This window comes from Streptomyces sp. KR80, assembly GCF_052245555.1.
Lineage (GTDB): Bacteria > Actinomycetota > Actinomycetes > Streptomycetales > Streptomycetaceae > Streptomyces.
The window spans coordinates 67,887-92,365 of the sequence record NZ_JBQQCD010000005.1 but is presented as its reverse complement, the minus strand read 5'-3'; the positions used below and the strand labels follow the sequence as shown (position 1 = coordinate 92,365).

The 24,479-nt window shown below is 71.8% G+C and carries 27 protein-coding genes and 2 pseudogenes; 6 read left to right on the top strand and 23 right to left on the bottom strand.

Annotated elements, in window-relative coordinates; all coding sequences use genetic code 11:
• Positions 1–211: 211 nt before the first annotated feature.
• The 12 genes from ACTWQI_RS10040 to hisI all read right to left on the bottom strand — a co-directional run bounded on the left by ACTWQI_RS10040 (position 212) and on the right by hisI (position 10,506).
• A complete protein-coding gene (locus ACTWQI_RS10040; RefSeq protein WP_443269429.1) occupies positions 212–943 on the bottom strand; it encodes a VIT1/CCC1 transporter family protein in 732 nt (243 codons plus the stop codon).
• 290 nt (positions 944–1,233) lie between these two features.
• On the bottom strand, positions 1,234–2,214 hold the full coding sequence (gene lgt / locus ACTWQI_RS10035) for a prolipoprotein diacylglyceryl transferase (protein ID WP_443269428.1): 981 nt from the start codon (positions 2,212–2,214) through the stop codon (positions 1,234–1,236).
• Between the two features lie 133 nt (positions 2,215–2,347).
• Positions 2,348–3,172 carry a DsbA family protein gene (locus ACTWQI_RS10030; RefSeq protein ID WP_443269427.1) on the bottom strand — a complete coding sequence of 275 codons (825 nt, stop codon included), beginning with the start codon at positions 3,170–3,172 and terminating at the stop codon, positions 2,348–2,350.
• A gap of 70 nt (positions 3,173–3,242) precedes the next feature.
• Positions 3,243–4,058 (bottom strand): tryptophan synthase subunit alpha, encoded by an 816-nt coding sequence (gene trpA / locus ACTWQI_RS10025; protein WP_443269426.1) that lies wholly within the window; start codon positions 4,056–4,058, stop codon positions 3,243–3,245.
• On the bottom strand, positions 4,055–5,341 hold the full coding sequence (gene trpB, locus ACTWQI_RS10020) for a tryptophan synthase subunit beta (protein WP_443269425.1): 1,287 nt from the start codon (positions 5,339–5,341) through the stop codon (positions 4,055–4,057). The genes trpA and trpB overlap by 4 nt, the downstream gene beginning before the upstream one ends.
• 282 nt (positions 5,342–5,623) lie before the next feature.
• A complete protein-coding gene (gene trpM / locus ACTWQI_RS10015; RefSeq protein ID WP_443269424.1) occupies positions 5,624–5,776 on the bottom strand; it encodes a tryptophan biosynthesis modulator TrpM in 153 nt (50 codons plus the stop codon).
• A gap of 5 nt (positions 5,777–5,781) precedes the next feature.
• A complete protein-coding gene (gene trpC / locus ACTWQI_RS10010) occupies positions 5,782–6,591 on the bottom strand; it encodes an indole-3-glycerol phosphate synthase TrpC (RefSeq protein WP_443269423.1) in 810 nt (269 codons plus the stop codon).
• Positions 6,592–6,748: 157 nt separating this feature from the next.
• Positions 6,749–7,195, bottom strand: coding sequence for a DUF2752 domain-containing protein (locus tag ACTWQI_RS10005; protein ID WP_443269422.1), 447 nt, complete (start codon positions 7,193–7,195; stop codon positions 6,749–6,751).
• 164 nt (positions 7,196–7,359) lie between these two features.
• Positions 7,360–7,596 carry an HGxxPAAW family protein gene (locus ACTWQI_RS10000; protein ID WP_443269421.1) on the bottom strand — a complete coding sequence of 79 codons (237 nt, stop codon included), beginning with the start codon at positions 7,594–7,596 and terminating at the stop codon, positions 7,360–7,362.
• A gap of 206 nt (positions 7,597–7,802) precedes the next feature.
• Positions 7,803–8,465, bottom strand: coding sequence for a TIGR02234 family membrane protein (locus tag ACTWQI_RS09995; protein WP_443269420.1), 663 nt, complete (start codon positions 8,463–8,465; stop codon positions 7,803–7,805).
• A 97-nt stretch (positions 8,466–8,562) separates the two neighbouring features.
• A complete protein-coding gene (locus ACTWQI_RS09990) occupies positions 8,563–10,077 on the bottom strand; it encodes an anthranilate synthase component I (protein ID WP_443269634.1) in 1,515 nt (504 codons plus the stop codon).
• A gap of 57 nt (positions 10,078–10,134) precedes the next feature.
• The gene (gene hisI / locus ACTWQI_RS09985) at positions 10,135–10,506 is read right to left on the bottom strand and encodes a phosphoribosyl-AMP cyclohydrolase (protein ID WP_443269419.1); all 372 of its coding nucleotides are present in this window, start codon (positions 10,504–10,506) and stop codon (positions 10,135–10,137) included.
• A gap of 332 nt (positions 10,507–10,838) precedes the next feature.
• On the opposite strand from hisI, the gene ACTWQI_RS09980 reads away from it, so the two are divergent.
• On the top strand, positions 10,839–11,585 hold the full coding sequence (locus tag ACTWQI_RS09980) for a hypothetical protein (protein ID WP_443269418.1): 747 nt from the start codon (positions 10,839–10,841) through the stop codon (positions 11,583–11,585).
• A gap of 110 nt (positions 11,586–11,695) precedes the next feature.
• The gene (locus ACTWQI_RS09975) at positions 11,696–12,334 is read left to right on the top strand and encodes a TIGR03085 family metal-binding protein (protein WP_443269417.1); all 639 of its coding nucleotides are present in this window, start codon (positions 11,696–11,698) and stop codon (positions 12,332–12,334) included.
• A gap of 38 nt (positions 12,335–12,372) precedes the next feature.
• Here ACTWQI_RS09975 and hisF read toward each other — a convergent pair whose 3' ends face one another.
• The 8 genes from hisF to hisD all read right to left on the bottom strand — a co-directional run bounded on the left by hisF (position 12,373) and on the right by hisD (position 18,322).
• Complete coding sequence (gene hisF / locus ACTWQI_RS09970) at positions 12,373–13,155, bottom strand: imidazole glycerol phosphate synthase subunit HisF (protein ID WP_443269416.1); 783 nt, start codon at positions 13,153–13,155, stop codon at positions 12,373–12,375.
• Positions 13,152–13,580 carry a RidA family protein gene (locus ACTWQI_RS09965; protein ID WP_443269415.1) on the bottom strand — a complete coding sequence of 143 codons (429 nt, stop codon included), beginning with the start codon at positions 13,578–13,580 and terminating at the stop codon, positions 13,152–13,154. Before ACTWQI_RS09965 ends, hisF begins: the two co-directional genes overlap by 4 nt.
• The gene (priA, locus tag ACTWQI_RS09960; protein ID WP_443269414.1) at positions 13,577–14,308 is read right to left on the bottom strand and encodes a bifunctional 1-(5-phosphoribosyl)-5-((5-phosphoribosylamino)methylideneamino)imidazole-4-carboxamide isomerase/phosphoribosylanthranilate isomerase PriA; all 732 of its coding nucleotides are present in this window, start codon (positions 14,306–14,308) and stop codon (positions 13,577–13,579) included. Before priA ends, ACTWQI_RS09965 begins: the two co-directional genes overlap by 4 nt.
• A 26-nt stretch (positions 14,309–14,334) precedes the next feature.
• On the bottom strand, positions 14,335–14,979 hold the full coding sequence (gene hisH / locus ACTWQI_RS09955; protein WP_443269413.1) for an imidazole glycerol phosphate synthase subunit HisH: 645 nt from the start codon (positions 14,977–14,979) through the stop codon (positions 14,335–14,337).
• A complete protein-coding gene (locus ACTWQI_RS09950; protein WP_443269412.1) occupies positions 14,976–15,143 on the bottom strand; it encodes a hypothetical protein in 168 nt (55 codons plus the stop codon). Before ACTWQI_RS09950 ends, hisH begins: the two co-directional genes overlap by 4 nt.
• Positions 15,140–15,733: an imidazoleglycerol-phosphate dehydratase HisB gene (gene hisB / locus ACTWQI_RS09945; protein ID WP_443269633.1), complete on the bottom strand. Its 594-nt coding sequence runs from the start codon at positions 15,731–15,733 to the stop codon at positions 15,140–15,142. Before hisB ends, ACTWQI_RS09950 begins: the two co-directional genes overlap by 4 nt.
• 73 nt (positions 15,734–15,806) lie before the next feature.
• Entirely contained in the window at positions 15,807–16,934 is a 1,128-nt protein-coding gene (locus ACTWQI_RS09940; protein ID WP_443269632.1) for a histidinol-phosphate transaminase, read from the bottom strand.
• A 14-nt stretch (positions 16,935–16,948) separates the two neighbouring features.
• The gene (gene hisD, locus ACTWQI_RS09935; RefSeq protein ID WP_443269411.1) at positions 16,949–18,322 is read right to left on the bottom strand and encodes a histidinol dehydrogenase; all 1,374 of its coding nucleotides are present in this window, start codon (positions 18,320–18,322) and stop codon (positions 16,949–16,951) included.
• A 177-nt stretch (positions 18,323–18,499) separates the two neighbouring features.
• Here hisD and ACTWQI_RS09930 point away from each other — a divergent pair, with 177 nt between their 5' ends.
• Positions 18,500–20,101, top strand: coding sequence for an oxidoreductase (locus tag ACTWQI_RS09930; RefSeq protein ID WP_443269410.1), 1,602 nt, complete (start codon positions 18,500–18,502; stop codon positions 20,099–20,101).
• A gap of 23 nt (positions 20,102–20,124) precedes the next feature.
• On the opposite strand, the pseudogene ACTWQI_RS09925 reads toward ACTWQI_RS09930, so the two are convergent.
• A pseudogene (locus ACTWQI_RS09925) lies at positions 20,125–20,348 on the bottom strand (PucR family transcriptional regulator); the annotation flags it as partial.
• A 339-nt stretch (positions 20,349–20,687) separates the two neighbouring features.
• On the opposite strand from ACTWQI_RS09925, the gene ACTWQI_RS09920 reads away from it, so the two are divergent.
• The 3 genes and pseudogenes from ACTWQI_RS09920 to ACTWQI_RS09910 all read left to right on the top strand — a co-directional run.
• Positions 20,688–21,899 (top strand): hypothetical protein, encoded by a 1,212-nt coding sequence (locus tag ACTWQI_RS09920; RefSeq protein WP_443269409.1) that lies wholly within the window; start codon positions 20,688–20,690, stop codon positions 21,897–21,899.
• 11 nt (positions 21,900–21,910) lie between these two features.
• Positions 21,911–22,651 (top strand): LON peptidase substrate-binding domain-containing protein, encoded by a 741-nt coding sequence (locus tag ACTWQI_RS09915; RefSeq protein WP_443269408.1) that lies wholly within the window; start codon positions 21,911–21,913, stop codon positions 22,649–22,651.
• Positions 22,652–22,668: 17 nt separating this feature from the next.
• Positions 22,669–22,831, top strand: a pseudogene (locus ACTWQI_RS09910) (Cys-tRNA(Pro) deacylase); the annotation flags it as partial.
• Positions 22,832–22,942: 111 nt separating this feature from the next.
• On the opposite strand, the gene ACTWQI_RS09905 reads toward ACTWQI_RS09910, so the two are convergent.
• Together ACTWQI_RS09905 and ACTWQI_RS09900 are read right to left on the bottom strand one after the other, a co-directional pair.
• Positions 22,943–23,569, bottom strand: coding sequence for a DUF2567 domain-containing protein (locus tag ACTWQI_RS09905; RefSeq protein ID WP_443269407.1), 627 nt, complete (start codon positions 23,567–23,569; stop codon positions 22,943–22,945).
• Positions 23,570–23,628: 59 nt separating this feature from the next.
• Complete coding sequence (locus tag ACTWQI_RS09900; RefSeq protein ID WP_443269406.1) at positions 23,629–24,471, bottom strand: ABC transporter permease; 843 nt, start codon at positions 24,469–24,471, stop codon at positions 23,629–23,631.
• Positions 24,472–24,479: the final 8 nt, after the last annotated feature.

Below are 24,479 nucleotides of genomic sequence, written 5' to 3'. Positions count from 1 at the left end.
GCAGGTTACATGATGGTCCGCTTCCCGCGAAGCGGATATCCCGGTCCAGCATGCGGACACCGCCGGTGCGATGAACTGGCGGTGAACTGGGCGAATACGGATGGATCGACATCCGCGGCCCCGAAGCGCAGCAGGCGACATTGCGTGCAGCGCCTCCGGCTCATGCCCACTGGTAAAGGAGCTGAAACCGACGGGAAATGTTTGCGGTGCGCTAGCCGACGGCAGTGCCGAACAACGCACCCAGCCCGAACGTGACCGCGGCGGCCGCCCCGCCCAGTATCAGCTGCCGGAGCCCGCTGTACCACCATGTGCGGGCCGTGACACTGGCCACGGCCGCGCCGCAGCTGAACAGGCCGAGCAGGGCGAGCAGCACGGCGGGCCACAACGCGGTGGCACCGAGCAGATACGGAAGCACCGGCAGCAGGGCACCCAGTGCGAAGGACCCGAAGGACGAGACGGCGGCCACGGCAGGCGACGGCAGGTCCGAGGGGTCGATCCCGAGCTCCTCCCTGGCATGGATCTCCAGCGCCTGCTCGGGATCCCTGGACAGCTGCTCGGCGACCTGGCGGGCCAGGCTCGGCTCGACACCTCGCGACTCGTACAGCGCCGCGAGCTCCCGCTGCTCGTCCTTGGGGTGACGGCGCAACTCCCGCCGCTCCACCTCCAGCTCGGCGAGGACGAGCTCGCGCTGGGAGGCCACGGAGGTGTACTCACCGGCGGCCATCGAGAACGCCCCGGCTGCGAGGCCCGCGAGCCCCGTGATGACGATGGTCTGGGGCGACACGGCGCCGCCCGCGACACCGGTGATCAGGGCGAGGTTGGACACCAGCCCGTCCATGGCTCCGAAGACGGCGGGGCGGAGCCAGCCGCCGCTGACGTCGCGGTGGGTGTGATTGTCCCGATGGGCCTCGTGCAGCGCGGCGCCGGTGTCGATGACGGACATGTGTCTCGGATGCTCCCTTCCCCGGGGGGACGGGCTGGTCACCGCTCCCCCACGAGTCGAAGCTACGCACGATTCGTGGTGCTCCGCCAGCAAGGAAGGCCGAACTTACCGCTCTGACCAGGGGTTTCGCCCAACCGCTCGCCACGCGGGCCGCTGCCGCGGTGGGGAACCGCAGGCAGCCCCCTCCTCGAAGCGGCGGGCCGAGAGGGGCGTTCCCATGGGGCGTGGTGGACGGCAGTCGGCCGCCGGTCCGGGTGGTGGATCGGCGGCCGTGGTGGGGGAACGGCGGGTCAGGGCTTCTTCGAGGCGCCGGCCTCGGCGTCGTTCTCCTCCGGCGCGGCATCGGCGTCGGCGGCCTGCTCGGCTTCGGACGCGGTGGCTTCCCCGCCGTCTGGGGTGGGGGCGTCGGCGTCCGGCTCGTCGTCGGCGTCGGCCGCCGCGCGGGCCTTCTCCGCGGCCGGTTCGACCACGGTCTCGCGGCCGGGTCGGCGCTTCGCCGAGATGATCAGGTACGTGACGGCGGCCAGGAAGACGACCACCGAGGTCCAGACATTCAGCCGGATCCCCAGGATGTGGTGGGCCTCGTCGATCCTCATGTATTCGATCCAGCCGCGCCCGACCGTGTAGGCGGCCACGTACAGGGCGAACACGCGTCCGTGCCCCAGCTTGAAGCGGCGGTCCGCCCAGATGACCAGCAGCGCCACGCCGATGCACCACAGCGACTCGTACAGGAAGGTCGGGTGGTAGGTGCCCCCGACCCTCCCGATGGTCGGGTCGGCGTCGATCTTGAGCGCCCACGGCAGATCGGTCGGGCGGCCGTACAGCTCCTGGTTGAACCAGTTGCCCCAGCGTCCGATGGCCTGGGCGAAGGCGATGCCGGGCGCGACCGCGTCCGCGTAGGCCGGCAGTGGGATGCCCCGCCGGCGGCAGCCGATCCAGGCGCCGACCGCACCGAGGGCGATGGCACCCCAGATGCCGAGCCCGCCTTCCCAGATCTTGAACGCGTCGACCCAGTTGCCGCCCTTGCCGAAGTACGGTTCGTACGTCGTGATCACGTGGTACAGGCGACCACCGACCAGGCCGAACGGCACCGCCCACACGGCGATGTCGGCGACGGTCCCGGCCAGACCGCCCCGGGCGACCCATCGTCGCCCACCGAGCCAGACGGCGATGAAGACGCCGATGATGATGCAGAACGCGTAGCCGCGCAGCGGGACCGGTCCGAGATGGATCACGCCGGTCGACGGGCTGGGAATGTATGCGAGGTCCATGGCAGGTACGAACCTACCGTGCGTCCGTCCGAGTGTCCCGCCCATGCCAGGTCTCAGTTACCCAACGGCCGCCCCACCACGCCGACTACGCACCATCGGTGCACCCCCGGACACACAGGGTGACCGCGGGGCGTCAGGACGTCTTGACCTCCTCGTTGCCGCCGTCCTTCTTGAGGCCCTTCGCCGCGTTCTTCGCAGCGGACTCGACCAGCCCCTTGAGCTTCTGCGGTGTCAGCGGTTCCTGCTGATTGCCGAAGATGTCCTTGCCGTTGAGGAGGATGGTCGGGGTGGCCCCGTGCCCGGAGGCGGTGAAGGCACTGTGGACCTTCCGCACCCAGCCGTCGTGGCTGCCCTCGTTCACACACCGCTCGAAGGAACCGGTGGCCAGTCCGGGGACCTTGCCCGCCAGCTCGAGCAGATAGTTCTTGTTCGCGAAGGCGTCGTTCGCCTCCTGCGGCTGATTCTGGTAGAGGACGTCGTGGTAGGCCTGGAACTTCCCGGCGTCCTGCGCGCACGCCGCCGCGTTGGCCGCGTTGAGCGAACCCCTGCCGCCCAGATTGCCGTCGATGAGCGTGACCACGTAGTACTGCGTCCGCAGCTGTCCCTTGTCCTGCAGCTCGTGGATGGTGTCCCGGAAGCCGTTCTCGAACTGGGCGCACGCCGGGCAGCGGAAGTCCTCGTAGACGGTGAGAGTGGACGGCGCGCCAGGCTTCCCCACCGGGATGGCGAGACTGTCCTCACCGTTCGCCCCGGTCGGCGCGACCACCGGCCCTTCGGCGTCGTCACCGCCGGTCTGGGACACCACGACTCCGATCGCCGCGGCGATGCCCAGCACGGCGATGACCGAGGCTCCGACGATCAGCCCCCGCTTGCGCCTCTCGCGGATCTTCTGCCGCTCGCGCTCTTCCTGCAGCCGCTCGCGGGCGCTGCGCTTGCCCTCACTGTTCTTCTCGTTCACGCCCTGAAGAAACGAACCGGGGAGGCACCAGCGCGCCTCCCCGGTCCCAGATCCACCCTTACGGGCGATGTCAGGCCCGTCGCCGGACACCTTCCGCCAGCTCGCCCGCGAGCGTACGGACCCCGGCCAACCCCGTCTCCAAGTCCGGCGCATCCAGCAGCCGCTTCACAAAGGCCGAGCCCACGATCACCCCGTCGGCGAACCCGGCCACCTCGGCCGCCTGCTCGGCGTTGGACACGCCCAGTCCGACGCACACCGGCAGGCCGGTGGTCGCCCGGGTCCGCCGCACCAGGTCCTGGGCCTGCTCGCCCACCGACTCCCGGGTGCCCGTCACGCCCATCAGCGACGCCGCGTACACGAAGCCGGTGCCTGCTGCCGTGATCTTGGCCAGTCGCTCGTCACGGCTGCTGGGCGCGACGACGAAGGCCGTCGCCAGGCCGTGCTGCTCCGCGGCCTTGCGCCACACCTCGGACTCCTCGACCGGGAGGTCCGGCAGGATGCAGCCCGCTCCCCCGGCCGCGGCCAGCTCGGCCGCGAAGCGCTCGACGCCGTACCGGTCGATCGGGTTCCAGTACGTCATGACGAGCACCGGCTTCCCGGTCGCCGCGTGGGCCTCGCGGACCGTGCGCATCACGTCCGCGATCTTCACGCCGCCGCGCAGCGCGATGTCGTCGGCGGTCTGGATGACCGGCCCGTCGAGCACCGGGTCGCTGTGCGGCAGCCCGACCTCGACGACGTCGGCGCCGCCGTCGAACGCCGCCTTGACCGCCTCGATGCCGCCGTCGACGGTCGGGAATCCGGCCGGGAGGTAGGCGATGAGGGCAGACCTTCCCTCCGCCTTGGCGGCCGCGAGGGTGTCGCTCAACAGCTGCACGTTCCCGCTCACTTCGCGTCCCCCCTGATCTCGGCGATCCCGCCGTTCTCGTCGGCTTCGACCGCCGCGTCCGGGTCGTACAGCCCGAAGTAGCGGGCGGCGGTGTCCATGTCCTTGTCGCCCCGCCCGGAGAGATTGACCAGCACCAGCCCGTCCGGCCCCAGCTCCCTGCCCAGATCGAGCGCCCCGGCGAGCGCGTGCGCGCTCTCGATCGCCGGGATGATGCCCTCGGTCTGCGACATCAGTCGCAACGCCTGCATCGCCTCGTCGTCGGTGATCGGCCGGTACTCGGCGCGGCCGACGTCCTTCAGGTACGAGTGCTCGGGGCCGATGCCCGGGTAGTCCAGGCCCGCCGAGATCGAGTACGGCTCGGTGATCTGCCCCTCCTCGTCCTGGAGGACGTACGACCGCGAGCCGTGCAGAATCCCCGGCTCTCCGACGCTCAGCGTCGCCGCGTGCTCGCCGGACTCGACGCCGTGGCCCGCGGCCTCCAGACCGACGAGGCGGACCCCCTCGTCCGGGATGAACGCATGGAACAGCCCGATCGCATTGGACCCGCCCCCCACGCAGGCGGCGACGGCGTCCGGCAGTCGCCCGGCCCGCTCCAGGATCTGCCGCCGCGCCTCGACGCCGATCACCCGGTGGAAGTCCCGGACCATGGCCGGGAACGGGTGCGGGCCCGCGACCGTCCCGAACAGATAGTGCGTCCGGTCGACGTTCGCGACCCAGTCGCGGAACGCCTCGTTGATCGCGTCCTTCAGGGTCCGGCTGCCGGATTTCACCGCCACGACCTCGGCGCCCAGCATCCGCATCCGGGCGACGTTGAGCGCCTGCCGCTCCGTGTCGACCTCGCCCATGTAGACCACGCACTCGAGACCGAACAGCGCACACGCCGTCGCCGTCGCGACGCCGTGCTGCCCGGCGCCGGTCTCGGCGATGACCCGGGTCTTGCCCATCCGCTTGGTGAGCAGCGCCTGGCCGAGCACGTTGTTGATCTTGTGTGACCCGGTGTGGTTGAGATCCTCCCGCTTGAGGAAGATCCGTGCGCCGCCCGCGTGTTCGGCGAACCGCGGCACCTCGGTGAGCGCACTCGGGCGCCCTGTGTAGTTGACGAGCAGGTCGTCCAGCTCGGCGGCGAAGGCAGGATCGGCCTTCGCCTTCTCGTACTCGGCAGCGACCTCGTCCACCGCGGCGACGAGCGCCTCGGGGATGAACTTGCCGCCGAACGCGCCGAAGTAGCCCTGCGCGCTCGGGATCCGACCCTCCGGGTCGGGGATGAAGAAGTCAGAGGACATCCGACGTACTCCTCGAAGGGGCTCGTGCCCCAAAAGTCTCGATATGTGAACACGGTACGTGTCGACTGCGGCCCCCCTGCCGCCCCGCGGCAGGCCCGGTCCAACCCCGGGCGCCTGCCGGACCACCGACCCATGCGGGCCAGAACCGACCAACCAACAGGCCGATCACTGGGGACCACCGGGCCATCCGACCACCGGCGGGAGGGGACGGGGCCGGAGGGACAGGGGTTCCGGCCCCGCCCCAGGCAGTCCCCCGCGGGCCCAGCCGGACGGCTAAAACGGCTAAAGCGCAGCCGCCAGGCGCCATCGCATCCCGTTGACCTGTCCCGGCTCGCAGCCGATCACATACCGCACCCTGCGTCCCCGGACGCGCCGCGCAGGCGCCCGGCAGCCACGCGGCCTGCAGCCGCGCGCCAGCCGGGCGTACGCACGCATCGGACTCACTCCCGCCCGTGCCGCAGCGCCGGGTGCGCACCCGCGGCGACCAGATCGGCGACCGCGGCCTTCGGATCGCGCCCCGTGACGAGCGACTCGCCCACCAGCACCGCGTCCGCACCTTGGTTGGCGTACGCGATCAGATCGTGTGGGCCGCGAATGCCGGACTCGGCGACCTTGACGATGTGCGAGGGGATCTCCGGCGCGATGCGCTCGAACGTTCCGCGGTCCACCTCGAGCGTCTTCAGATTGCGCGCGTTGACGCCGATCACCCGCGCCCCCGCGTCCACCGCGCGCTCGATCTCCTCCTCGTCGTGCACCTCGACGAGCGGGGTGAGCCCGATCGACTCGGCCCGCTCGACCAGCGACACCAGGGCGTCCTGATCGAGGGCGGCGACGATCAGCAAGGCGAGGTCGGCGCCGTATGCCCGGGCCTCCCACAGCTGGTAGGAGGTGACGATGAAGTCCTTGCGCAGTACGGGGATGTCGACTGTGGCCCGTACGGCTTCGAGGTCGGCCAGCGAGCCGCCGAACCTCCGCTGCTCGGTCAGGACGCTGATCACGGCCGCGCCGCCCGCCTCGTAGTCGGATGCGAGCCCGGCCGGGTCGGCGATCGCGGCGAGCGCGCCCTTCGACGGGCTGGAGCGCTTGACCTCGCAGATCACCTTGACGCTGTCGCCGCGCAGTGCGGCGACGCCGTCCTTGGCCTGGGGCGCCTTCGCGGCCCGCTCCTTGAGCTCGTCGAGGCTGACGCGCGCCTGCCGCTCGGCGAGGTCGGCGCGGACTCCGTCGATGATCTCATCGAGCACACTCACGCGAGCGGCCCCCTTCTGGGTGTTCGGAGCATTCGGTCGACGCCCGGCGGACGCTGCCCCACCGGGCACTTCTTGAGGCACTGCGATGGTATCCGGCCGCGGGCGAAGGACCCGCATCCGGTGCCCCGCACTCCTCCTACCTGGATGTTTACCGCTGTCATGGTGCGAGCCCGGCCCCGAGTGGCGCATTGCGGACGGCGGTGAAGAGGAGGGCGAGGGCGACGAGGACGGCCCATACGTGAGCGGGCCGGACCGGGGGGCGCAGCCGCGGCTTCGGAGGGCGGCCGCCGACGGCTCGTACCAGCCAGAGCGCCCAGACGGCGGCCAGGACGAGGAAGCCGGCCACCGCGAGCGCGTTGGCGCCGATCGCGGTGGCGAGATCCCCGTGGGCGAGGGCGTGCGCGCTCCGGAGGCCACCGCAGCCTGGGCAGTACAGGCCGGTGTAGTGCAGGACGGGGCAGACGGGGTAGTGGCCGGGCTCGTTCGGGTCCACGGCCCCGATGTAGCCGAAGGCGGCGACGGCTCCGGCGAGCGTCGCGAGCGGGGCCGCCGCGTCGGCGGCCCGGCCGGCCCACGGCCTCCGCCGCACGGTTTCGTCGGTCACACCGCCGAGTCTCCTCGCGGGTGCACGACGGCGCAGCTCAGGACGCAGCCCGTACGACCGTACGGCCGTACGGGCCCGGCGCGGACCAGCGCGGACCGGCGCGGACCAGCGCAAGGGCCGACTCGGCGATGCCCCGGTGCCGGCCGATGACCGCCGGCCCTCTATCAGCCCTGGGTCTGGGGCTCGGCCTGGGACCGGCTGCCGGACTTGGGCTGCCGGCCCAGTCCCGCGGCGCGCATCGCCAGGCCGACGACTCCGCCGAGTGCGGCGACGACGAGGCCGGCCACGAAGCCGATGGGCTCGGCCATCACCGTGAAGGCACCGGAGATGCAGAAGCCGATGAAGGTGATGGTGACGCCGGTCCAGGCGGCCGGCGTGTGTCCGTGGCTGCTACCCGCCATGAGTACTCCTCGTTGCTCTGTGGCTTCCCCCGGACTCCGTGTCCGGGTGGGGCGCCCCCGCCCGGACACGGAGTCCGGGAGAGAAGCCTGGGGAGGATCCCCAAGGTCGGGGCGCGGTGATCGCTCAGGGGTCATTGTCCCCGACGCGGGCGACCGCCGTGATCGGGGGTCGGGACGGAGTGCGCGGCGCCGGGCGGTGCCGCGGCTCAGGCCTCCCGAGTGGGGTCCTCGCCACGGTCCAGGGCCTTCCAGATCTCCTCGGGCCGGTCGAGGTCGGGTGCCGCCGATGCCTGGGCCTGTGTGGCGCGGTTACGGACCGGCTTGGCCCGGCCATCGCGCTCGTAGCGGCCGGACATGGCCGGCCAGTGAGGGCCGAAGCGCAGGGCGAGCAGCCCGGCGATCAGGAGCAGTGCGCCGCCGGCAGCTGAGATCCAGGGCCAGACGGTGTGGGTGATCTGCTCGACGCCGGCAGCGGCCAGACCGGTCGCCTTGGCCGCCTCGGCCTCGAGGGCGCCGGTGTCGGACGCCGCGAGGAAGGACGTGAGCACGGCAGCCGCGCCGCTCAGCGCGAGCAGCGCGGCGACGACGACTCGCCCGACCCGCCGTACGGCGAACACCGCGACCAGCGCGGCCAGGCCGACGACGGCGAGCGCGGCGGGCAAGCCGGTGACATCCCGCCCGTCGGCCGTCAGGGGCACGGCCCCCTGTGCGGCCGTCGAGGTGCCGTGGCTCCAGGTCTGTCCACCGGCGACCAGTGCGAGTGCGGCGCCGACCGCGCCGAGCAGCAGGGCGACGGCGAGACTGCGCTGCGCGCTGCGCGCGGGTTGGGCGGTGGCGGACGCGTCGGGTGTCTGGGGTGCGGCACTCACCCCACCACTATCGCCTGCCGCGCGTGTGAGCATCACACCAGGGCCGGTTTGGGGGCATTCGTTCCGTGGGCGGAACGAATGCCCGCAACGCGGGCGGCTAGCGCGTAGCGAGACCGCTGGCCATGGCGATCGCGCGGAGCACTGCGGCCGCCTTGTTGCGGCACTCCGTGTCCTCCGCCGCCGGATCGGAGTCGGCGACGATGCCCGCGCCCGCCTGGACGTACGCCGTGCCGCCGCGCAGCAGGGCGGTGCGGATGGCGATGGCGGTGTCGGAGTCACCGGCGAAGTCGAGGTATCCGACGCAGCCCCCGTACAGTCCACGGCGGCTCGGCTCGAGCTCCTCGATGATCTGCATCGCCCGCGGCTTGGGTGCGCCGGACAGCGTGCCGGCCGGGAAGCAGGCGGTGAGCGCGTCGAAGGCCGTGCGACCCGCGGCGAGGCGCCCGGTGACCGTGGACACGATGTGCATGACGTGGCTGTAGCGCTCGATCGACATGAAGTCGACGACTTCGACGCTGCCGGGCTCGCAGACCCGCCCGAGGTCGTTGCGCCCGAGGTCCACAAGCATCAAGTGCTCGGCGCGTTCCTTCGCATCCGCCAGCAGCTCCTCCGCGAGGGCCGCGTCCTCCTGCGGGGTCGCGCCGCGCGGGCGGGTGCCCGCGATGGGATGCACCATCGCGCGCCCGTCCTCGACCTTGACCAGCGCCTCGGGGCTCGAGCCGACGACATCGAAGCCCTCTTCCCCGTCCACGCCCGGGAACCGGAAGAGGTACATGTACGGGCTCGGGTTCGTGGCCCGCAGCACGCGGTAGACGTCGAGGGCCGAGGCGTCGCAGGGCGTTTCGAACCGCTGAGACGGCACCACCTGGAAGGCCTCCCCCGCGCGGATCCGCTCCTTGATGTCCTCGACCGCGTCCCGGAAGGCGGGCCCGCCCCACTGCGCGCTGTACTCGGGCAGCTGCGAGGGCGGGAGAACGGCGGCGGCGCCCGTCGGAGCGGGCCGGGACAGGTCGGCCGTCATCGCGTCGAGGCGGGCCACCGCGTCCGCGTAGGCCTCGTCGACACCCGTTTCGAGGTCGTTGTGGTTGATCGCATTAGCGATCAGCAGCACCGTGCCGTCCCAGTGGTCGAGTACGGCGAGGTCCGAGGTGAGCAGCATGGTCAGCTCGGGCAGCCGCAGATCGTCCCGGGTGCTGTCGCCGATCCGCTCCAGCCGGCGCACGATGTCGTAGCCGAGGTAACCGACCATGCCGCCCGTGAAGGGCGGGAGGTGAACGAGTCCTCCGAGGTCACGGGGGGTGTGCAGCACCTCGACCGCCACGCGTAGGGCTTCCAGCGGGTCGCCGTCGGCGGGCACGCCGACGGGCGCGGTGCCGAGCCAGTGGGCGCCCCCGTCGCGGACGGTGAGGGTGGCCGCGCTGCGCACGCCGATGAACGAGTAGCGGGACCAGGAGCGCCCGTTCTCCGCCGATTCGAGGAGGAACGTACCGGGCCGCTCCGCGGCCAGCTTGCGGTAGAGGCCGATCGGAGTGTCACCGTCCACAAGCAGCCGGCGGCTGACGGGGATGACGCGGCGGTCGGCCGCCAGCTTGCGGAAGGTCTCGAGGTCCATCGTGGCAGCACCCGTGGTCATGGGGCTGGATCCTAATCGTCCAGGCCCCGCCCCGGGCTACGCGGAGGAGTCCTGCAGCAGCTCGCCTGCGTCGAAGCAGGTCCGGTCCCCGGTGTGGCAGGCCGCACCGACCTGGTCGACCTTGACGAGGACGGTGTCGGCGTCGCAGTCGAGGGCCACGGACTTCACATGCTGGACGTGTCCCGAGGTGTCGCCCTTGACCCAGTACTCCTGGCGGCTGCGGCTCCAGTAGGTGCAGCGGCCGGTGGTGAGGGTGCGGTGCAGCGCCTCGTCGTCCATCCAGCCGACCATCAGGACCTCGCCGGTGTCGTACTGCTGGGCGACGGCCGGGAAGAGGCCCTCGTCGTTCCGCTTGAGGCGGGCGGCGATGGCCGGGTCGAGGCCGGACGGGCGCGTGCTGCTGGACATGGGCTCCATTGTGCCGCGCCGACCCGCCCGACGGCGCGAGGGTATGCGCGAGGAACTCCCCCAGCTACCTTCCCCTGGGGGTACCACCCGGGGGGAGAGGCCCAGGGGGACTATCGCTGGGGGTGCTCCCAAACGAATCCGGCAAAGCCGCCCCCATGCTCCCAACTGGCCCCGGCCCACGGGCCGATGAGCCGAATGTCGCAGCGATGGGGCATGCTTCCCCCATGACCTTTCCTCCCCCAGCGGACGCTGGGCGGTACCCCCATGCCCCGAGCGACCCCGCACAGCCCGCCGCCGGGGGCGGATTCGGCCCGCCCCAGGGATACGGCGCAATGCAGGGTCACGGTCAGCCCCAGGGATTCGGCCAGCCCGAGGGATACGGGCAGCCCCAGGGATACGGGTCCGCGCAACAGGCGGGTTATGGCGCGTATCCACCGCCTCCTCCGGCCGGCAACGGGCCGAGCGGCCCGAAGATCGCCGCGATCTTCATCGCGGGTGTGCTGGCCGCGGGGCTCACCGTCGGCGGCCTCCTGCTGATCGGGAGCTCGGACGACGGCGACGCCTCCGCCGATGCCAAGCCGCGGGCCACCCCGAGCGGGCAGTCGGACGACCGCCGCCCGGACGGGTCCGGCGGCGCGACGCGCGACGCGTCGCCGTCGGCTCCCTCGTCCCCTACGGTCTCCCCGAGCGCCTCGGCTTCCCCTGGAGACCTGGTGCCCTTCGCCGCCCTGCGCCCGGGAGAGTGCTTCGATCACCCCGCGCTCGACCCGTCGGTCACCCGGGTGGAACCCCGCCCGTGCCGGTCGGCGCACGACGGCGAGGTGGTGGCGACCAAGACGCTGACCGGGTCCATCTCCTCCGAGCAGCGGCTCCAGGACACGGCGCTGGAGCTGTGCGAGACGGCGGTGACCGAGCGGATGAAGTCGATTCCCGAGGACGGCCGTCAATACTTCAACTACGCGCTCTACCCGTCCATGGACACCTACCGCACGCGCAACGAGCGGCGGATCTCCTGCGCCCTCACGTTGAGCGACCGGCCGGGTGGGAAGAAGCTGACCGAACCGCTGCCGGGCGACTGAGGCCACGAACCGGGCGCACGTCAGTCGCGGCGAGCGCAGCCGGGCGACCGCGCACCGCCCACTGGCGCGGCGTCGTGGCACGGCACCGGCACCCGCCGTACGCTGGCCGTATGTCGACCCATGCAAAGCGTGAACGCCTGCTCCTCGCCGATCTGTTGGAGTCCGCCGGTCCCGCCGCGCCCACGCTCTGCGAGGGCTGGACCACCCGTGATCTCGCCGCGCACATGGTGGTGCGCGAGCGCCGCGCCGACGCGGCCGCGGGCATCGTGTTCAAGCCGCTCGCGACCCGTACGGAGCGGGTGCAGGCCGAGTTCGCGGCGAAGCCGTACGAGGAGCTGATCCAGCTCATCCGCACCGGTCCGCCACGGATGTCGCCCTACGCCCTGAAGCCGGTCGACGAGGCGGCGAACACGGTGGAGTTCTTCGTCCACGCCGAGGACGTCCGGCGCGCCCAGGCCGACTGGTCTCCGCGCGAGCTCGACCCGGTGTTCGCCGACGCCCTGTGGTCCCGCCTGGAGAAGGCCGCGCGGCTGCTCGGCCGCAAATCCCCGGTCGGCCTGGTGCTGCGCCGACCGGACGGCCGTACGGCGGTCGCCCGCGGCGGCACGCCGGTGGTGACGGTCACCGGCGAGCCGGGCGAGCTGACGCTGTTCCTCTTCGGTCGGCAGAGCGTGGCCCGGGTCGAGCTGGACGGCGACAAGGAGGCCATCGCCCAGGCGCAAGGGGCTCCGCTGGGAATCTCGATGTAGCCGCGGCGGCTGATCCGGGCTGGTCCACAAGCCGCGCGCTAGCGGACGGGGTGGCCCGCCTCTCGCAAGGTGGTCTTGACCTCCGCGATGCGCAGGTCGCCGAAGTGGAAGACGGAGGCGGCCAGCACCGCGTCGGCGCCGGCGGCGACAGCCGGCGGGAAGTCGGCGAGCTGGCCCGCGCCGCCCGACGCGATCACCGGAATCGTGACGTGCTTGCGCACCGCCTCGATCATGGCCGTGTCGTATCCGTCCTTCGTGCCGTCGGCGTCCATCGAGTTGAGCAGGATCTCGCCCGCGCCCAGCTCCGCCGCCCGGTGAGCCCACTCCACGGCGTCGATGCCCGTGCCGCGGCGACCGCCGTGCGTGGTGACCTCGAAGCCGGAGGGCGTGACCGGTCCCCCGGCGGGATCAGCAGTGCAGCGGCGGGCATCCACGGACAGCACCAGCACCTGGCTGCCGAAGCGCTCGCTGATCTCCCGGATCAGCTCGGGCCGGGCGATCGCCGCGGTGTTGATGCCGACCTTGTCCGCCCCCGCACGCAGCAGCTTGTCGACGTCCTCGGGCGTACGGACCCCACCGCCCACGGTCAGCGGGATGAAGACCTGCTCGGCGGTGCGCCGCACCACGTCGTACGTCGTCTCGCGGTCTGCGGACGAGGCCGTGATGTCGAGGAAGGTCAACTCGTCGGCGCCCTCGGCGTCGTAGAGCTTGGCCATCTCGACCGGGTCGCCCGCGTCGCGCAGGTTCTGGAAGTGGACGCCCTTGACGACCCGGCCGCCGTCCACGTCCAGGCAGGGAATGACTCGGACCGCCAGGGTCATGGTCCCTCGGCTCCTTCATGTGCCGCGGAATGACCGCGGAATGCTTCGACTTCCACCTCCACCAGCACGCGTGAGTCCACGAAGCCGGACACCACGACCAGCGTCGCGACCGGGCGTACGGCGTCGAAGAGCTCCTTGTGGGCGCGGCTGACCGCGTCCACATCGCGCGCATGGGTCAGGTACATCCGGGTGCGGATGACGGACTCGGCGCCGAGGCCGAACTCCTTCAGCGCGTGGAGAGCGTTACGGAAGGCCATCAGCGCCTGTTCGTACGGGTCGCCCTCGCCGTGCAGCACCCTGCCGGTGAACGGCATGGTGCCGGCCACGATGACCCGGTCCCCGGCCGCGACGGCACGGGCGAATCCGATCGACTCTTCCCAGGGGCTGTCGGACTGCACGCGCTGCACGGACTCAGGTGAGGTCATACGGACACAGCCTCCAACGCCTCTTCCAAGGTGAACGCCTTGGCGTAGAGGGCCTTGCCCACGATGGCACCTTCGACACCCTCCGGTACCAGCCTCGCAATGGCCCGCAGATCGTCAAGGGAGGAGACACCGCCGGAGGCGACGACGGGCTTGTCGGTCGCGGCGCAGACGTTCTTCAGCAGCTCCAGGTTGGGGCCCTGGAGGGTGCCGTCCTTGGCGATGTCGGTGACCACGTACCGCGCACAGCCCTCGGAGTCGAGGCGGGCCAGCGTCTCGTACAGATCGCCGCCGTCGCGGGTCCAGCCGCGGCCGCGGAGCGTGGTGCCCCGCACGTCCAGGCCGACGGCGATGCGGTCCCCGTGCTCGGCGATGACCTTGGCCACCCACTCGGGGGCCTCCAGGGCAGCGGTGCCGAGGTTGACGCGGGTGCAGCCGGTGGCGAGGGCCGCGGCGAGCGTCTCGTCGTCGCGGATGCCGCCGGACAGCTCGACCTTGATGTCCATCGAGCGGGCGACCTGGGCGATCTGCTCGCGGTTGTCGCCGGTTCCGAAGGCGGCGTCGAGGTCCACCAGGTGCAGCCACTCGGCGCCCGCCCGCTGCCAGGTGAGGGCGGCCTGCAGCGGGTCCCCGTAGGACGTTTCGGAGCCGGACTCGCCGTGGACCAGGCGGACGGCCTGGCCGTCACGGACGTCGACGGCGGGGAGGAGTTCGAGGCTGTGCGTCGTCATGGGATGCGGGGCCTTCAGTCCTAGTCCTAGAGGGTGTCGAGCCAGTTGGTCAGCAGCTGGGCGCCGGCGTCGCCGGACTTCTCGGGGTGGAACTGGGTCGCCCACAGCGGGCCGTTCTCCACGGCCGCGACGAAGGGCTCGCCGTGGGTGGCCCAGCTGACCTTGGGGGGCTGGATGCCGGGGTTGGCGGCCTCGAAGTCCCAGCTGCGGACGGCGTAGGAGTGCACGAAGTAGTAGCGGGCGTCGTCGTCAAGACCCGCGAAGAGGTACGAGCCGTGGGCGGCCTTGACCGTGTTCCAGCCCATGTGTGGGACGACGGGCGCGCGCAGCGGCTCCACCGTGCCGGGCCACTCGTCCAGACCGTCGGTCTCCACCCCGTGCTCGATGCCCCGGGCGAAGAGGATCTGCATGCCCACGCAGATGCCCATGACGGGGCGGCCGCCGGACAGCCGGCGCTCGACGACCCAGTGGCCGCGGGCCTGAGTGAGCCCCTTCATGCAGGCGGCGAAGGCGCCCACCCCGGGCACCAGCAGGCCGTCGGCGTTCATGGCCAGGTCGTAGTCGCGGGTGATCTCGACGTCCGCGCCGACCCGGGCGAGGGCGCGCTCGGCCGAGCGGACGTTGCCGAAGCCGTAGTCGAAGACCACGACGCGCTTGGCGGGGACGGTCATCCGAACACCCCCTCGAGCCGCAGGATGCCGGCCAGCAGGCACAGCGCGGAGCCGATGCCAAGCAGCACGATCACGCCCTTCGGCATCTTCTGCTTGGCGAAGGAGATGACACCGCCGAGCAGGAACAGACCGACGATGATCAGCAGCGTCGACAGTGTGTTCACAGCGCGCCCTTGGTGGAGGGCAGAATTCCGGCAGCCCTCGGGTCGCGCTCGGAGGCGTACCGCAGCGCGCGGGCGAGGGCCTTGAACTGGCACTCGACGATGTGGTGGGCATTGCGCCCGTACGGCACGTGGACGTGCAGCGCGATCTGCGCCTGGGCGACGAAGGACTCCAGAATGTGCCGGGTCATCGTCGTGTCGTACGTGCCGATCATCGGCGCCATGTTCTCGGGCTCGGTGTGCACCAGGTACGGACGGCCGGAGAGGTCCACGGTCACCTGGGCGAGGGACTCGTCCAGCGGGACCGTGCAGTTGCCGAAGCGGTAGATGCCGACCTTGTCACCGAGCGCCTTCTTGAAGGCGGCGCCGAGCGCGAGGGCCGTGTCCTCGATGGTGTGGTGGCTGTCGATGTGGAGGTCACCGTCGGTCTTGACGGTGAGGTCGAAAAGGCCGTGGCGGCCAAGCTGGTCGAGCATGTGGTCGTAGAAGCCGACCCCGGTCGACACATCGACCTTTCCACTGCCGTCCAGATCGATCTCGACGACGACGGCGGTCTCCTTAGTGGTGCGCTCCACGCGGCCCACACGACTCATGCGCATGCCTCGCTTCCCTCGGCCCGGTCTTCGCCTGCGGCACACCTTTCCATGGCTCGCCGGCTGCGCTCGCTCACGCGCTCTTCTCCTTCATCAGATCGCGAACCGCGTCAAGGAACGCGTCGTTCTCGGCGGGTGTGCCGGCGGTGACCCGCAGCCACCCCGGTACGTTGTTGTCCCTGACCAGGACGCCCCGCTCCAGCAGGGCCCGCCACGCCGCCTGGGCGTCGCCGAAACGACCGAACTGCACGAAGTTCGCATCCGACTCGGTGACCTCGCAGCCGATCGCCCGCAGCTCGGTGACCAGCCGGTCGCGCTCGGCCTTGAGCTGCTCGACGTACCCCAGCAGCGTATCGGTGTGCTCCAGCGCCGCGAGGGCGGTGGCCTGGGTGACGGCGGACAGGTGGTAGGGCAGGCGGACCAGCTGTACGGCGTCCACCACCGCCGGGTGGGCGGCGAGGTAGCCGAGGCGGAGCCCCGCCGCGCCGAACGCCTTGGACATGGTCCTGGAGACGACCAGGTTCGGGCGGCCCTCGATCAGCGGCAGCAGAGAGGGGTGATGACTGAATTCGCTGTAGGCCTCGTCCACCACGACCATCGCCCCGGCAGCCGCGGCCTGCGCCGTCTTCGCGGCCTGCGCGGCCTCGTACAGCGCCAGCACGACCTCCGCCTCGACCGCTGTGCCCGTCGGGTTGTTGGGCGAGCAGATGAAGACGACATCCGGCCGGTGTTCGGCGATCGCGGCCCTGGCCGCCGCTACGTCGATGGTGAAGTCGTGATGGCGCGGACCCGAGAGCCAGCCGGTGCCGGTGCCCCGGCTGATCAGCGCGTGCATCGAGTACGAGGGCTCGAAGCCGAGGGCCGTGCGGCTCGGTCCGCCGAAGGTCTGGAGCAGCTGCTGGATGATCTCGTTCGAGCCGTTGGCCGCCCAGACATTGGCCATGCCGACCTCGTGGCCACTGGTGCGGCTGAGGTACTTGGCCAGTTCGGTGCGCAGCTCGACCGCGTCCCGGTCCGGGTACCGGTTGAGGTGGCGGGCCGCCTCGCTGACCCGCTCGGCGATCCGCCGCACCAGAGGCTCGGGCAGCGGGTACGGGTTCTCATTGGTGTTCAGGCGTACGGGCACGTCGAGCTGCGGGGCTCCGTACGGGGACATGCCGCGCAACTCGTCCCGGATGGGGAGGTCGTCCCAGTTGGGCACAGAGGAGTTCCCGGTCACTTGGCTCGCGGCACCTTCCCCTCGGCTCCAGCCTTCGGTTCGGCTCCGGCAACCCCAGCCCTTGGTTCGCCGGCAAAACGTGCCTTCAGGGCCTCTCCGTGCGCGGGCAGGTCCTCGGCCTCGGCGAGCGTCACCACCAGACGGGTGATCTCGGCGAGGGCGTCGCGGGTGTAGTCCACGACGTGGATGCCGCGCAGGAAGGACTGAACGGACAGACCGGAGGAGTGGCAGGCACAGCCGCCGGTCGGCAGCACGTGGTTGGAGCCGGCGCAGTAGTCGCCGAGCGAGACCGGCGCGTACGGGCCGACGAAGATCGCCCCCGCGTTCCGGACCCGGGCGGCGACCGCGGCGGCGTCCGCGGTCTGGATCTCCAGGTGCTCGGCGGCGTAGGCGTCAACCACCCGCAGGCCCTCGTCCACGCCGTCGACCAGCACGATGGCGGACTGGCGGCCGGCCAGCGCCTCGGTGATCCGCTCGCGGTGCCGGGCGACGGCGACCTGGCTCTTCAGCTCGGCCTCGACCGCCTCGGCCAGCTCGACCGAGTCGGTGACGAGGACGGCGGCGGCCAGCGTGTCGTGCTCGGCCTGGCTGATCAGGTCCGCGGCGACGTGCACCGGGTCGGCGGTCGCATCCGCAAGGACCGCGATCTCCGTCGGGCCGGCCTCGGCGTCGATCCCGATCCGGCCCTTGAGAAGGCGCTTCGCTGCGGCGACGTAGATGTTGCCGGGACCCGTGACCAGGTTGACCGGACGGCACTCCTCGGTGCCGTAGGCGAACATGGCGATGGCCTGGGCGCCGCCCGCCGCGTACACCTCGTCGACCCCCAGCAGCGCGCAGGCGGCCAGGATGGTCGGGTGCGGCAGACCGCCGAATTCCCGCTGCGGCGGGGAGGTGACGGCGACGGCGTCGACACCCGCCTCCTGGGCCGGAACCACATTCATCACCACGGAGGACGGATAGACGGCGAGTCCGCCCGGCACGTACAGGCCGACCCGCTCGACCGGCACCCAGCGCTCGGTGACCGTGCCGCCGGGCACGACCTTCGTGGTGTGGTCGGTACGGCGCTGGTCGCGGTGGACCAGTCGGGCGCGGCGGATCGACTCCTCGAGGGCCTCCCGCACCTGCGGGTCCAGCTCCTCCAGCGCACGGCTCAGGGCCTCGACGGGCACCCGGACCTGTTCGATGCGCACCCCGTCGAAGGTCTCCGCGTACTCGATCAGCGCCGCTGAGCCTCGATGGCGTACGTCGTCACAGATCGGCCGCACCTTCTCCAGGGCGGCCTCGACGTCGAACTCGGCACGGGGCAGCAGGTCACGCAGCGCAGCACCCGCAGGGAGGGCACCGCCGCGCAGGTCGATTCGGGAGATCACGGAGTCAATTGTCTCAGACCTGGTCCGCCCTCCGGTCACTCGTATCAGTGGCTGATACATGCCCCTCCTCGGCGCCGCCGTTATACGTGACCGCTAGCGTTCAGGCCGTTACGGAATGGGAATAGGGAGCTTGTACGAGCCGGATCGGCCAGCGCGGCGCGGGAAGGGGGTGCAGGGGTGTCCGAAGCAGGTGGCGGCGAGCCGCCGGAGGGGCTCGAGCTCACACCGGCGGAGTGGGGCATGTGGCAGGCCTTCCGGAACGGCAGCACACACGATCTTCGCACCCGCAATCCCGTCCACGACGATCCGAACAGCCAGTACCACTGGGGACAGGACCGCAGCGTGCGGGCCCGTGTCGTCGCGCTGTTGCTGCTCGACGGGCCGACGGCCCAGCCAGGCCGGGTCTCGGCGCTCAAGCTGAAGGGCGCGCACATCACCGGCACCCTCGATCTGTCCGGCGGCACGGTCAAGCCATACGTGGAGCTGCACGGCTGCCGTTTCCAGCACGAGGTCCTGCTGCCCGAGTGCAGCTTCACGACGCTGCGCATGATCGGCTGCGCCATCCCCCGTCTTGAGGCGGCCCGGTTGACCACCGAAGGCGATCTGCATCTGCCGCGCTGCTCCGTACGGGCCGGGATACGCCTGACCGATGCGCACATCGGCACCGATCTGCTGCTCAACCAGATCACCGTGCATCAGGACCGCAAGGGCCGGGCGATCGCCGGCGACGGGATGACGGTCGCGCAGGACCTGCAGGCCGAGATGATGGAGTCGCACGGCGAGATCAGCCTGCGCGGTGCCCAGGTCGGGGTATCGCTGAGTCTGCGCGGCAGCCGGCTGAGCAATCCGTACGGGCGCCGCGCGCTCAACGCGCCGCAGCTGACGGTCGAGCGAACGCTCTACATGACGGCCGCCGGGCTCTACCACTCGCCACTCGCCGCGGGCAGCACGCCACCGTACGGGGTCACGAGCACGCCGACACGGGGAACCCGGGTGCAGCGCTTCGAGTGCGAGGGCGGCATACGGCTGGACGACGGGCGATTCGGGGACGCGGTCGACTTCTCCCAGGCCCGGTTCGTGATGGACGGGGACCAGGAGCTGTCGCTGCGCCGCATACAGACGCCCGAGCTGCGGTTCCTCGGCGAGCGGCCGCAGCACGGGCGGGTCGTGCTGTCGGGGGCGAAGGTCATCAACCTTGTCGACAAGTCGGCGAGTTGGCCCGAGGCCGGCGGTCTGACGATGGCCGGATTCTCGTACGAGACGCTGATCCCGCGCGGGCCGTTCCCGCTCTCGCGGCGACTGGACTGGGTGGCGGCGGCCACACCGGAGTACGCGCCCGAGCCGTACGAGCAACTGGCGGCGGCGCTGCGGGCCAGCGGAGAGGACGCCGACGCGCGGGCGGTGCTGCTGGCCAAGCAGCGCCGGCGCCGGGAGACCCTGCCGCTGGCCGGAAAGCTGTGGGGCTATCTGCAGGACTGGACGGTGGCCTACGGCTACAAGCCGGGGCGGGCGGCCCTGTGGATGGTGGTCCTGTGGGCACTGGGAGCGGTGCTCTTCTCGCGGAACCCGCCGGCGGAGTTGAAGGCCGGCGAGTCGCCGCACTGGAATCCCGCGCTGTATGCGTTGGACCTCCTGCTGCCGGTCATCGATCTGGGGCAGGACACGCACTGGAGGCCCGAGGGACGCTTCCAGTGGGCCGCGGCGGTGATGATCATCCTGGGATGGATCCTGGCCACGACGGTGGCGGCGGGCGCATCCCGCCTACTGCGCCGCAGCTGACGCTGCGGGCTTGCACCCCGCCCCTGCGAATTCCGCAGCAGCTCCCGTGCCGATTCGCCTTACGGCCCGCGTGGGCCGGGTGCGCCTCCAGTGCCGGGAGGAGCGGCGGCCGCGCGGAGCGGTCGTGTGCGAGGAGTGGGCCGATCGCGCGGTCCACGAAGGCCGCGAGATCGGGGTGCTCCCGAAGGCGCCACAGCAGGAGGTCGATGCCCAGCCCCCGCGCGTCGTGCCACGGCCGCGGTTGCAGCGAACACCATCCACGACGACGGGGTCGCGGGCCCGTTCCCTCCGCGCCGGGCGGGCTTCCGCCCCGTGCCGAGGCTGCGGGCCACGGCGTGGCGAGAACCGTGCAGCGCCATCGGCGCTCTTTACTCGATTTTGGCCATTCCGCAGGCAACCAATCCGCCGATATCGAAGCGTCATCGAATACTGGCGCCAACGCTCTCACCTGCGCTTTCCCATGGTGCAGCATGGTGGAGCGCGGGCATGCGCCACGCACGGTGCCGTTCGCCGTACGCTCGGCCCAGCACGCCGTAGCCGCCGCAACCCGCAGCCGCACCCCCGCACCGCTACCACCGGAGGCACGATGATCTTCCTCCGGGCCCTGATCAGTACCGCGCGCATGATCCGCCATACATCGGGGCTCGCCGACGGCCTGTCGCCCGACGAGGACGTGTTCCTCGACGCCCCCGACAACCGCCTGGCCCCCGCCCTCGCGGCCGCCGGTCGCGGCGACCACCGGCCGGCCGCCGCACTGCTTGCCGCGACCCGGGAAGCCGCCGAGTGGGAGTCGCGCGACCGCTACGTCATGCGGCTCGCCGGCTTCGCCCGGTCTCGCCCCGGCTGGTTCGCGGACTGGCTCTCCACCTCGCCTCGCGACCCGGACGCGGTGCTTCTCCAGGCGGAGCTGGCGGTCCGCACGGCCTGGGAGCGACCGGGCCGCGAAGTGGGAGTCCCCCCGCCGAAGACAGGGGGCCCGCTGCGGGAGACCGCGCCGCTCATCGCAGCCGCGGCCGAGGCCGCACCCCGCGACCCCGTGCCGTGGCGCATCGCGCTCGACCACGCGCGTGGCACCCACGCGCCGCGCTCCGACTTCGACACGCTGTGGGCGGAGGCCGTACGCCGCTCCCCGCACCACTACGGCTGCCATGTCGCGGCGCTCCGTTGGCTCGGCCATCTCAGCAGCCCTCTCAGTGCCGATGGCTGTCCGGTCGCCGCCGACGATCCCCTGGACCGCCCGCGGCCCGCGGCGGCCGGTGCCGCGAGCCCGGGGGCGATCCGGGACCCGTACGGCGAGTGCTTCGACTTCGCCGAGCGGGCAGCGGGACAGGCACTGCCCGGGTCGCTGCTCCAAGCGCTGCCGGTCCGCGCCGCGTTGGCCGTCCTGGGCGGCGACAGCGTCGGCGATCCAGCCGCTGGGCTGTCCGAGATGCCGCGACGGGTATCCGGCGCACCCCGACGGGTGTCCCACGCGCTCGCGACCGGCCCCCACGACGACCGCATCCACGCGGCAGCGGACCTCGCCGTCTCCCTCTCCGCCCGCTACGAGCCCGGCGACCCCTGGCCCGCCGAGATCCGCAACCTGCTCGCGTATGTCCTGATCGTCCTCGGACGGTGGTCGGAGGCGCTCGAGCAGTTCCGGCTGATCGGCCCGCACGCCACCGCATTCCCGTGGACCCTGCTCTCCGACGATCCGCTCGGCCAGTTCCTCGAGCTGCGCGACGGAGTCCGCATTCAGCTCGCCTCCACGATGCCGCTGTGGCAGCGGTCCGGCAGGGCTCCGGCCGGCGGCCATTAGGCTTGAGCGTTGTGACCGTCGCACGCCTTCCGCTCTTCCCGCTCAACTCGGTGCTGTTCCCGGGCCTCGTCCTGCCCCTGAACATCTTCGAGCAGCGGTATCGCGCCATGATGAGCGACCTGTTGAAGGTCGGCGACGACGAGCCGCGGCGCTTCGCCGTCGTCGCCATCCGGGACGGCCACGAAGTCGCGCCGAGCGCCCCCGGGATGCCCGATGCCACCGCGGTGCAGCGGCGAGGCGCGGCGGCGGGGTTCGGGGAGAACCCGATCAAGGCCTTCCACCCGGTGGGCTGCATCGCGGACGCGGCCACCATCAGGGAGAAGGACGACGGCGGTTTCGACGTGCTGGCCACCGGCACCACGCGCCTCCGGCTGCTGTCGGTCGACGCCTCAGGGCCGTACCTGATGGGCGAGATCGAGGAGATCCCGGAGGAGCAGGGCGAGGGGGCGGGCGTACTCGCGTCCGGCGTCGTCCGCGCCTTCCGTACGTACCAGAAGCGACTGGCCGGGGCGAATGAGCGCTCGCTGGTCGCCGAACAGGACCTGCCGGGCGAGCCGACCGTGCTGTCCTATCTGGTGGCGGCGGCGGCCGTGCTCGACACCGCGGCCAAGCAGCGGCTGCTGGAGGCCCCGCACACGGCCGCCCGGCTGCGGCAGGAGTTGATGATCCTGCGCGCGGAGAGCGCGGTAATCCGTAGCATCCCTTCGCTGCCCGCGGTGGATCTGACCCGGCAGCCCACCAGCCCCAACTGAGCAGAGGCGCTTCTCCCTTGGCCAAGGAACAGAAGCAGGCCGGTGGCGGCGGCACGCCGGCGACGGTTGCGCTGACCGCGACCGGCCGCGGACTTCACGCTGCACGCCTACGAGCACGACCCGGCCGCCCCCTCGTACGGTGAAGAGGCGGCTCGGGCGCTCGGGGTCGAGTCCGGGCGCCGTGGTTCAGCCTCCCCGCGCCAGGCAGGCCCCACCCAGGCCCGGGCCTCGCCCTGTTCGGGCGGGCGCGCAAGGGGCAGAACGGTGGAAGCCAGCCGGAGGCGAAGGCGGCTAGAAGCCTGCCGGAGGCGGGGGCAAAGGGTCGCGAGGGCCGAAGAGGCCCGTGAGGCCGAGGTGGACCGCCGATGCCGCGATCGGCCAGACCAACAGCGCCCCCTTCGCGCGCAGCTGCAACGGCGCGTCGAAGACCGTTCCCTTCCCCACCGCCCGAGCATGGGCCGCCACGTCCTGCGGCGGGCCGAGCCAGACGCCCAACCGCCACGCCACCAGTGACCCGAGCAGCCCGCCCACCACGGTGCCCACCACCAGTCCGATGCCGCCGCGCCGCCAGACGCAGAAGACCACCGCCGCCGTCAGGGCTCCGAATCCCAGCGCGAGCAGCACGAACGTACCGTCCGCGCCGATCGCCTCCTCGCCCTCGGAGTTCTTGAAGTACACGGCTTTGCCGTCGGAGACCAGTGGCACCCGCGGGGCCAGCCAGAGCCACAGCAGCCCCAGCAGCACCCCGGAAACCGTCATCGTCACCGTCACCAGGGCGGCCCGTCGCACCTCCGTGCGCAGACCTGGGCCGTCGTCGCCGACCGCCCGCACCGGACCGTCGGAGTGCGTCCGGTAGCGGGCATCCCCACCCACGGGGTCGTGCGGAGGTTCGTAGTGCGGTGTCATGGATGCGGTCACACCGTCATCGTGCCAGGTCGAGTGCGTGCTGCCGGGGGCAGGACGCCAGTCCGGGCGCGTCATCGCACCGCCGCCCGCCGGTAGGCCCGCGTGGCGATGGCCAGCGACACCACGCCCACCGCCGCGCAGACCGCCAGGTCCCCGCCGATCGCGGCCCAGTCGGGCCGCGCGTCGAAGGCGCGGGCCAGGGCTTCCACCCCGTACGTGGACGGGAGCAGATCGCGGGTCCAGGCCACCGGACCTGGCAGGTGCCCGGCGGGCAGCACGCCCAGCAGGAGCGCGGCGGACATGCCCAACTGGCCGAGCAGCGTGGCGAGTTCCTGGCGGGGGGCGAGCAGACCCAGGGCGGCGCCGAGTCCCGCCAGGGCGGCGCCTGCGAGCGGGATCACGGCGGCAAGTACCCACAGGTTCGCCGTCGGCAGCTGGAAGAGCGCGCTGCCGACGACGGCGGTGACGACCGTACCCGGTGCCGTGAAGGACGCGTACGCCCCGGCCGCGCCGAGCACCACCGCGGCGGGCGGCACCGGCAGGGTGGCGTAGTGGTCGAGCCCGCCGCTGGCCCGCAGTTGTCCGAAGTACTGGGCGAGGAGGTTGAGCGCCACGAAGGCGACCACGAGCACGCTCGACCCGGCGACCACGGCCCGCGCTTCGTCGCCGCTGTCGACCACGCCTCGCATCAGCACCATGATCCCGACCGACTGGAAGGTCGCCACGAACAGCAGGGGGATACGTGCCACCCGGGCCCGGGACAGCTGCGCCCGGTAGACGGCGGCCATGGCGGGCAACAGCCGGGCGGACGGCGCGAGCGGGGCGACCGCCGCGTGGCCGGACCGCAGGCCGGTTCTGTCGCCGGATTCCGTCCGGAGCCTCCCGGACACCGCCTCCGCGGGCACGACACTCACGTTGCGCT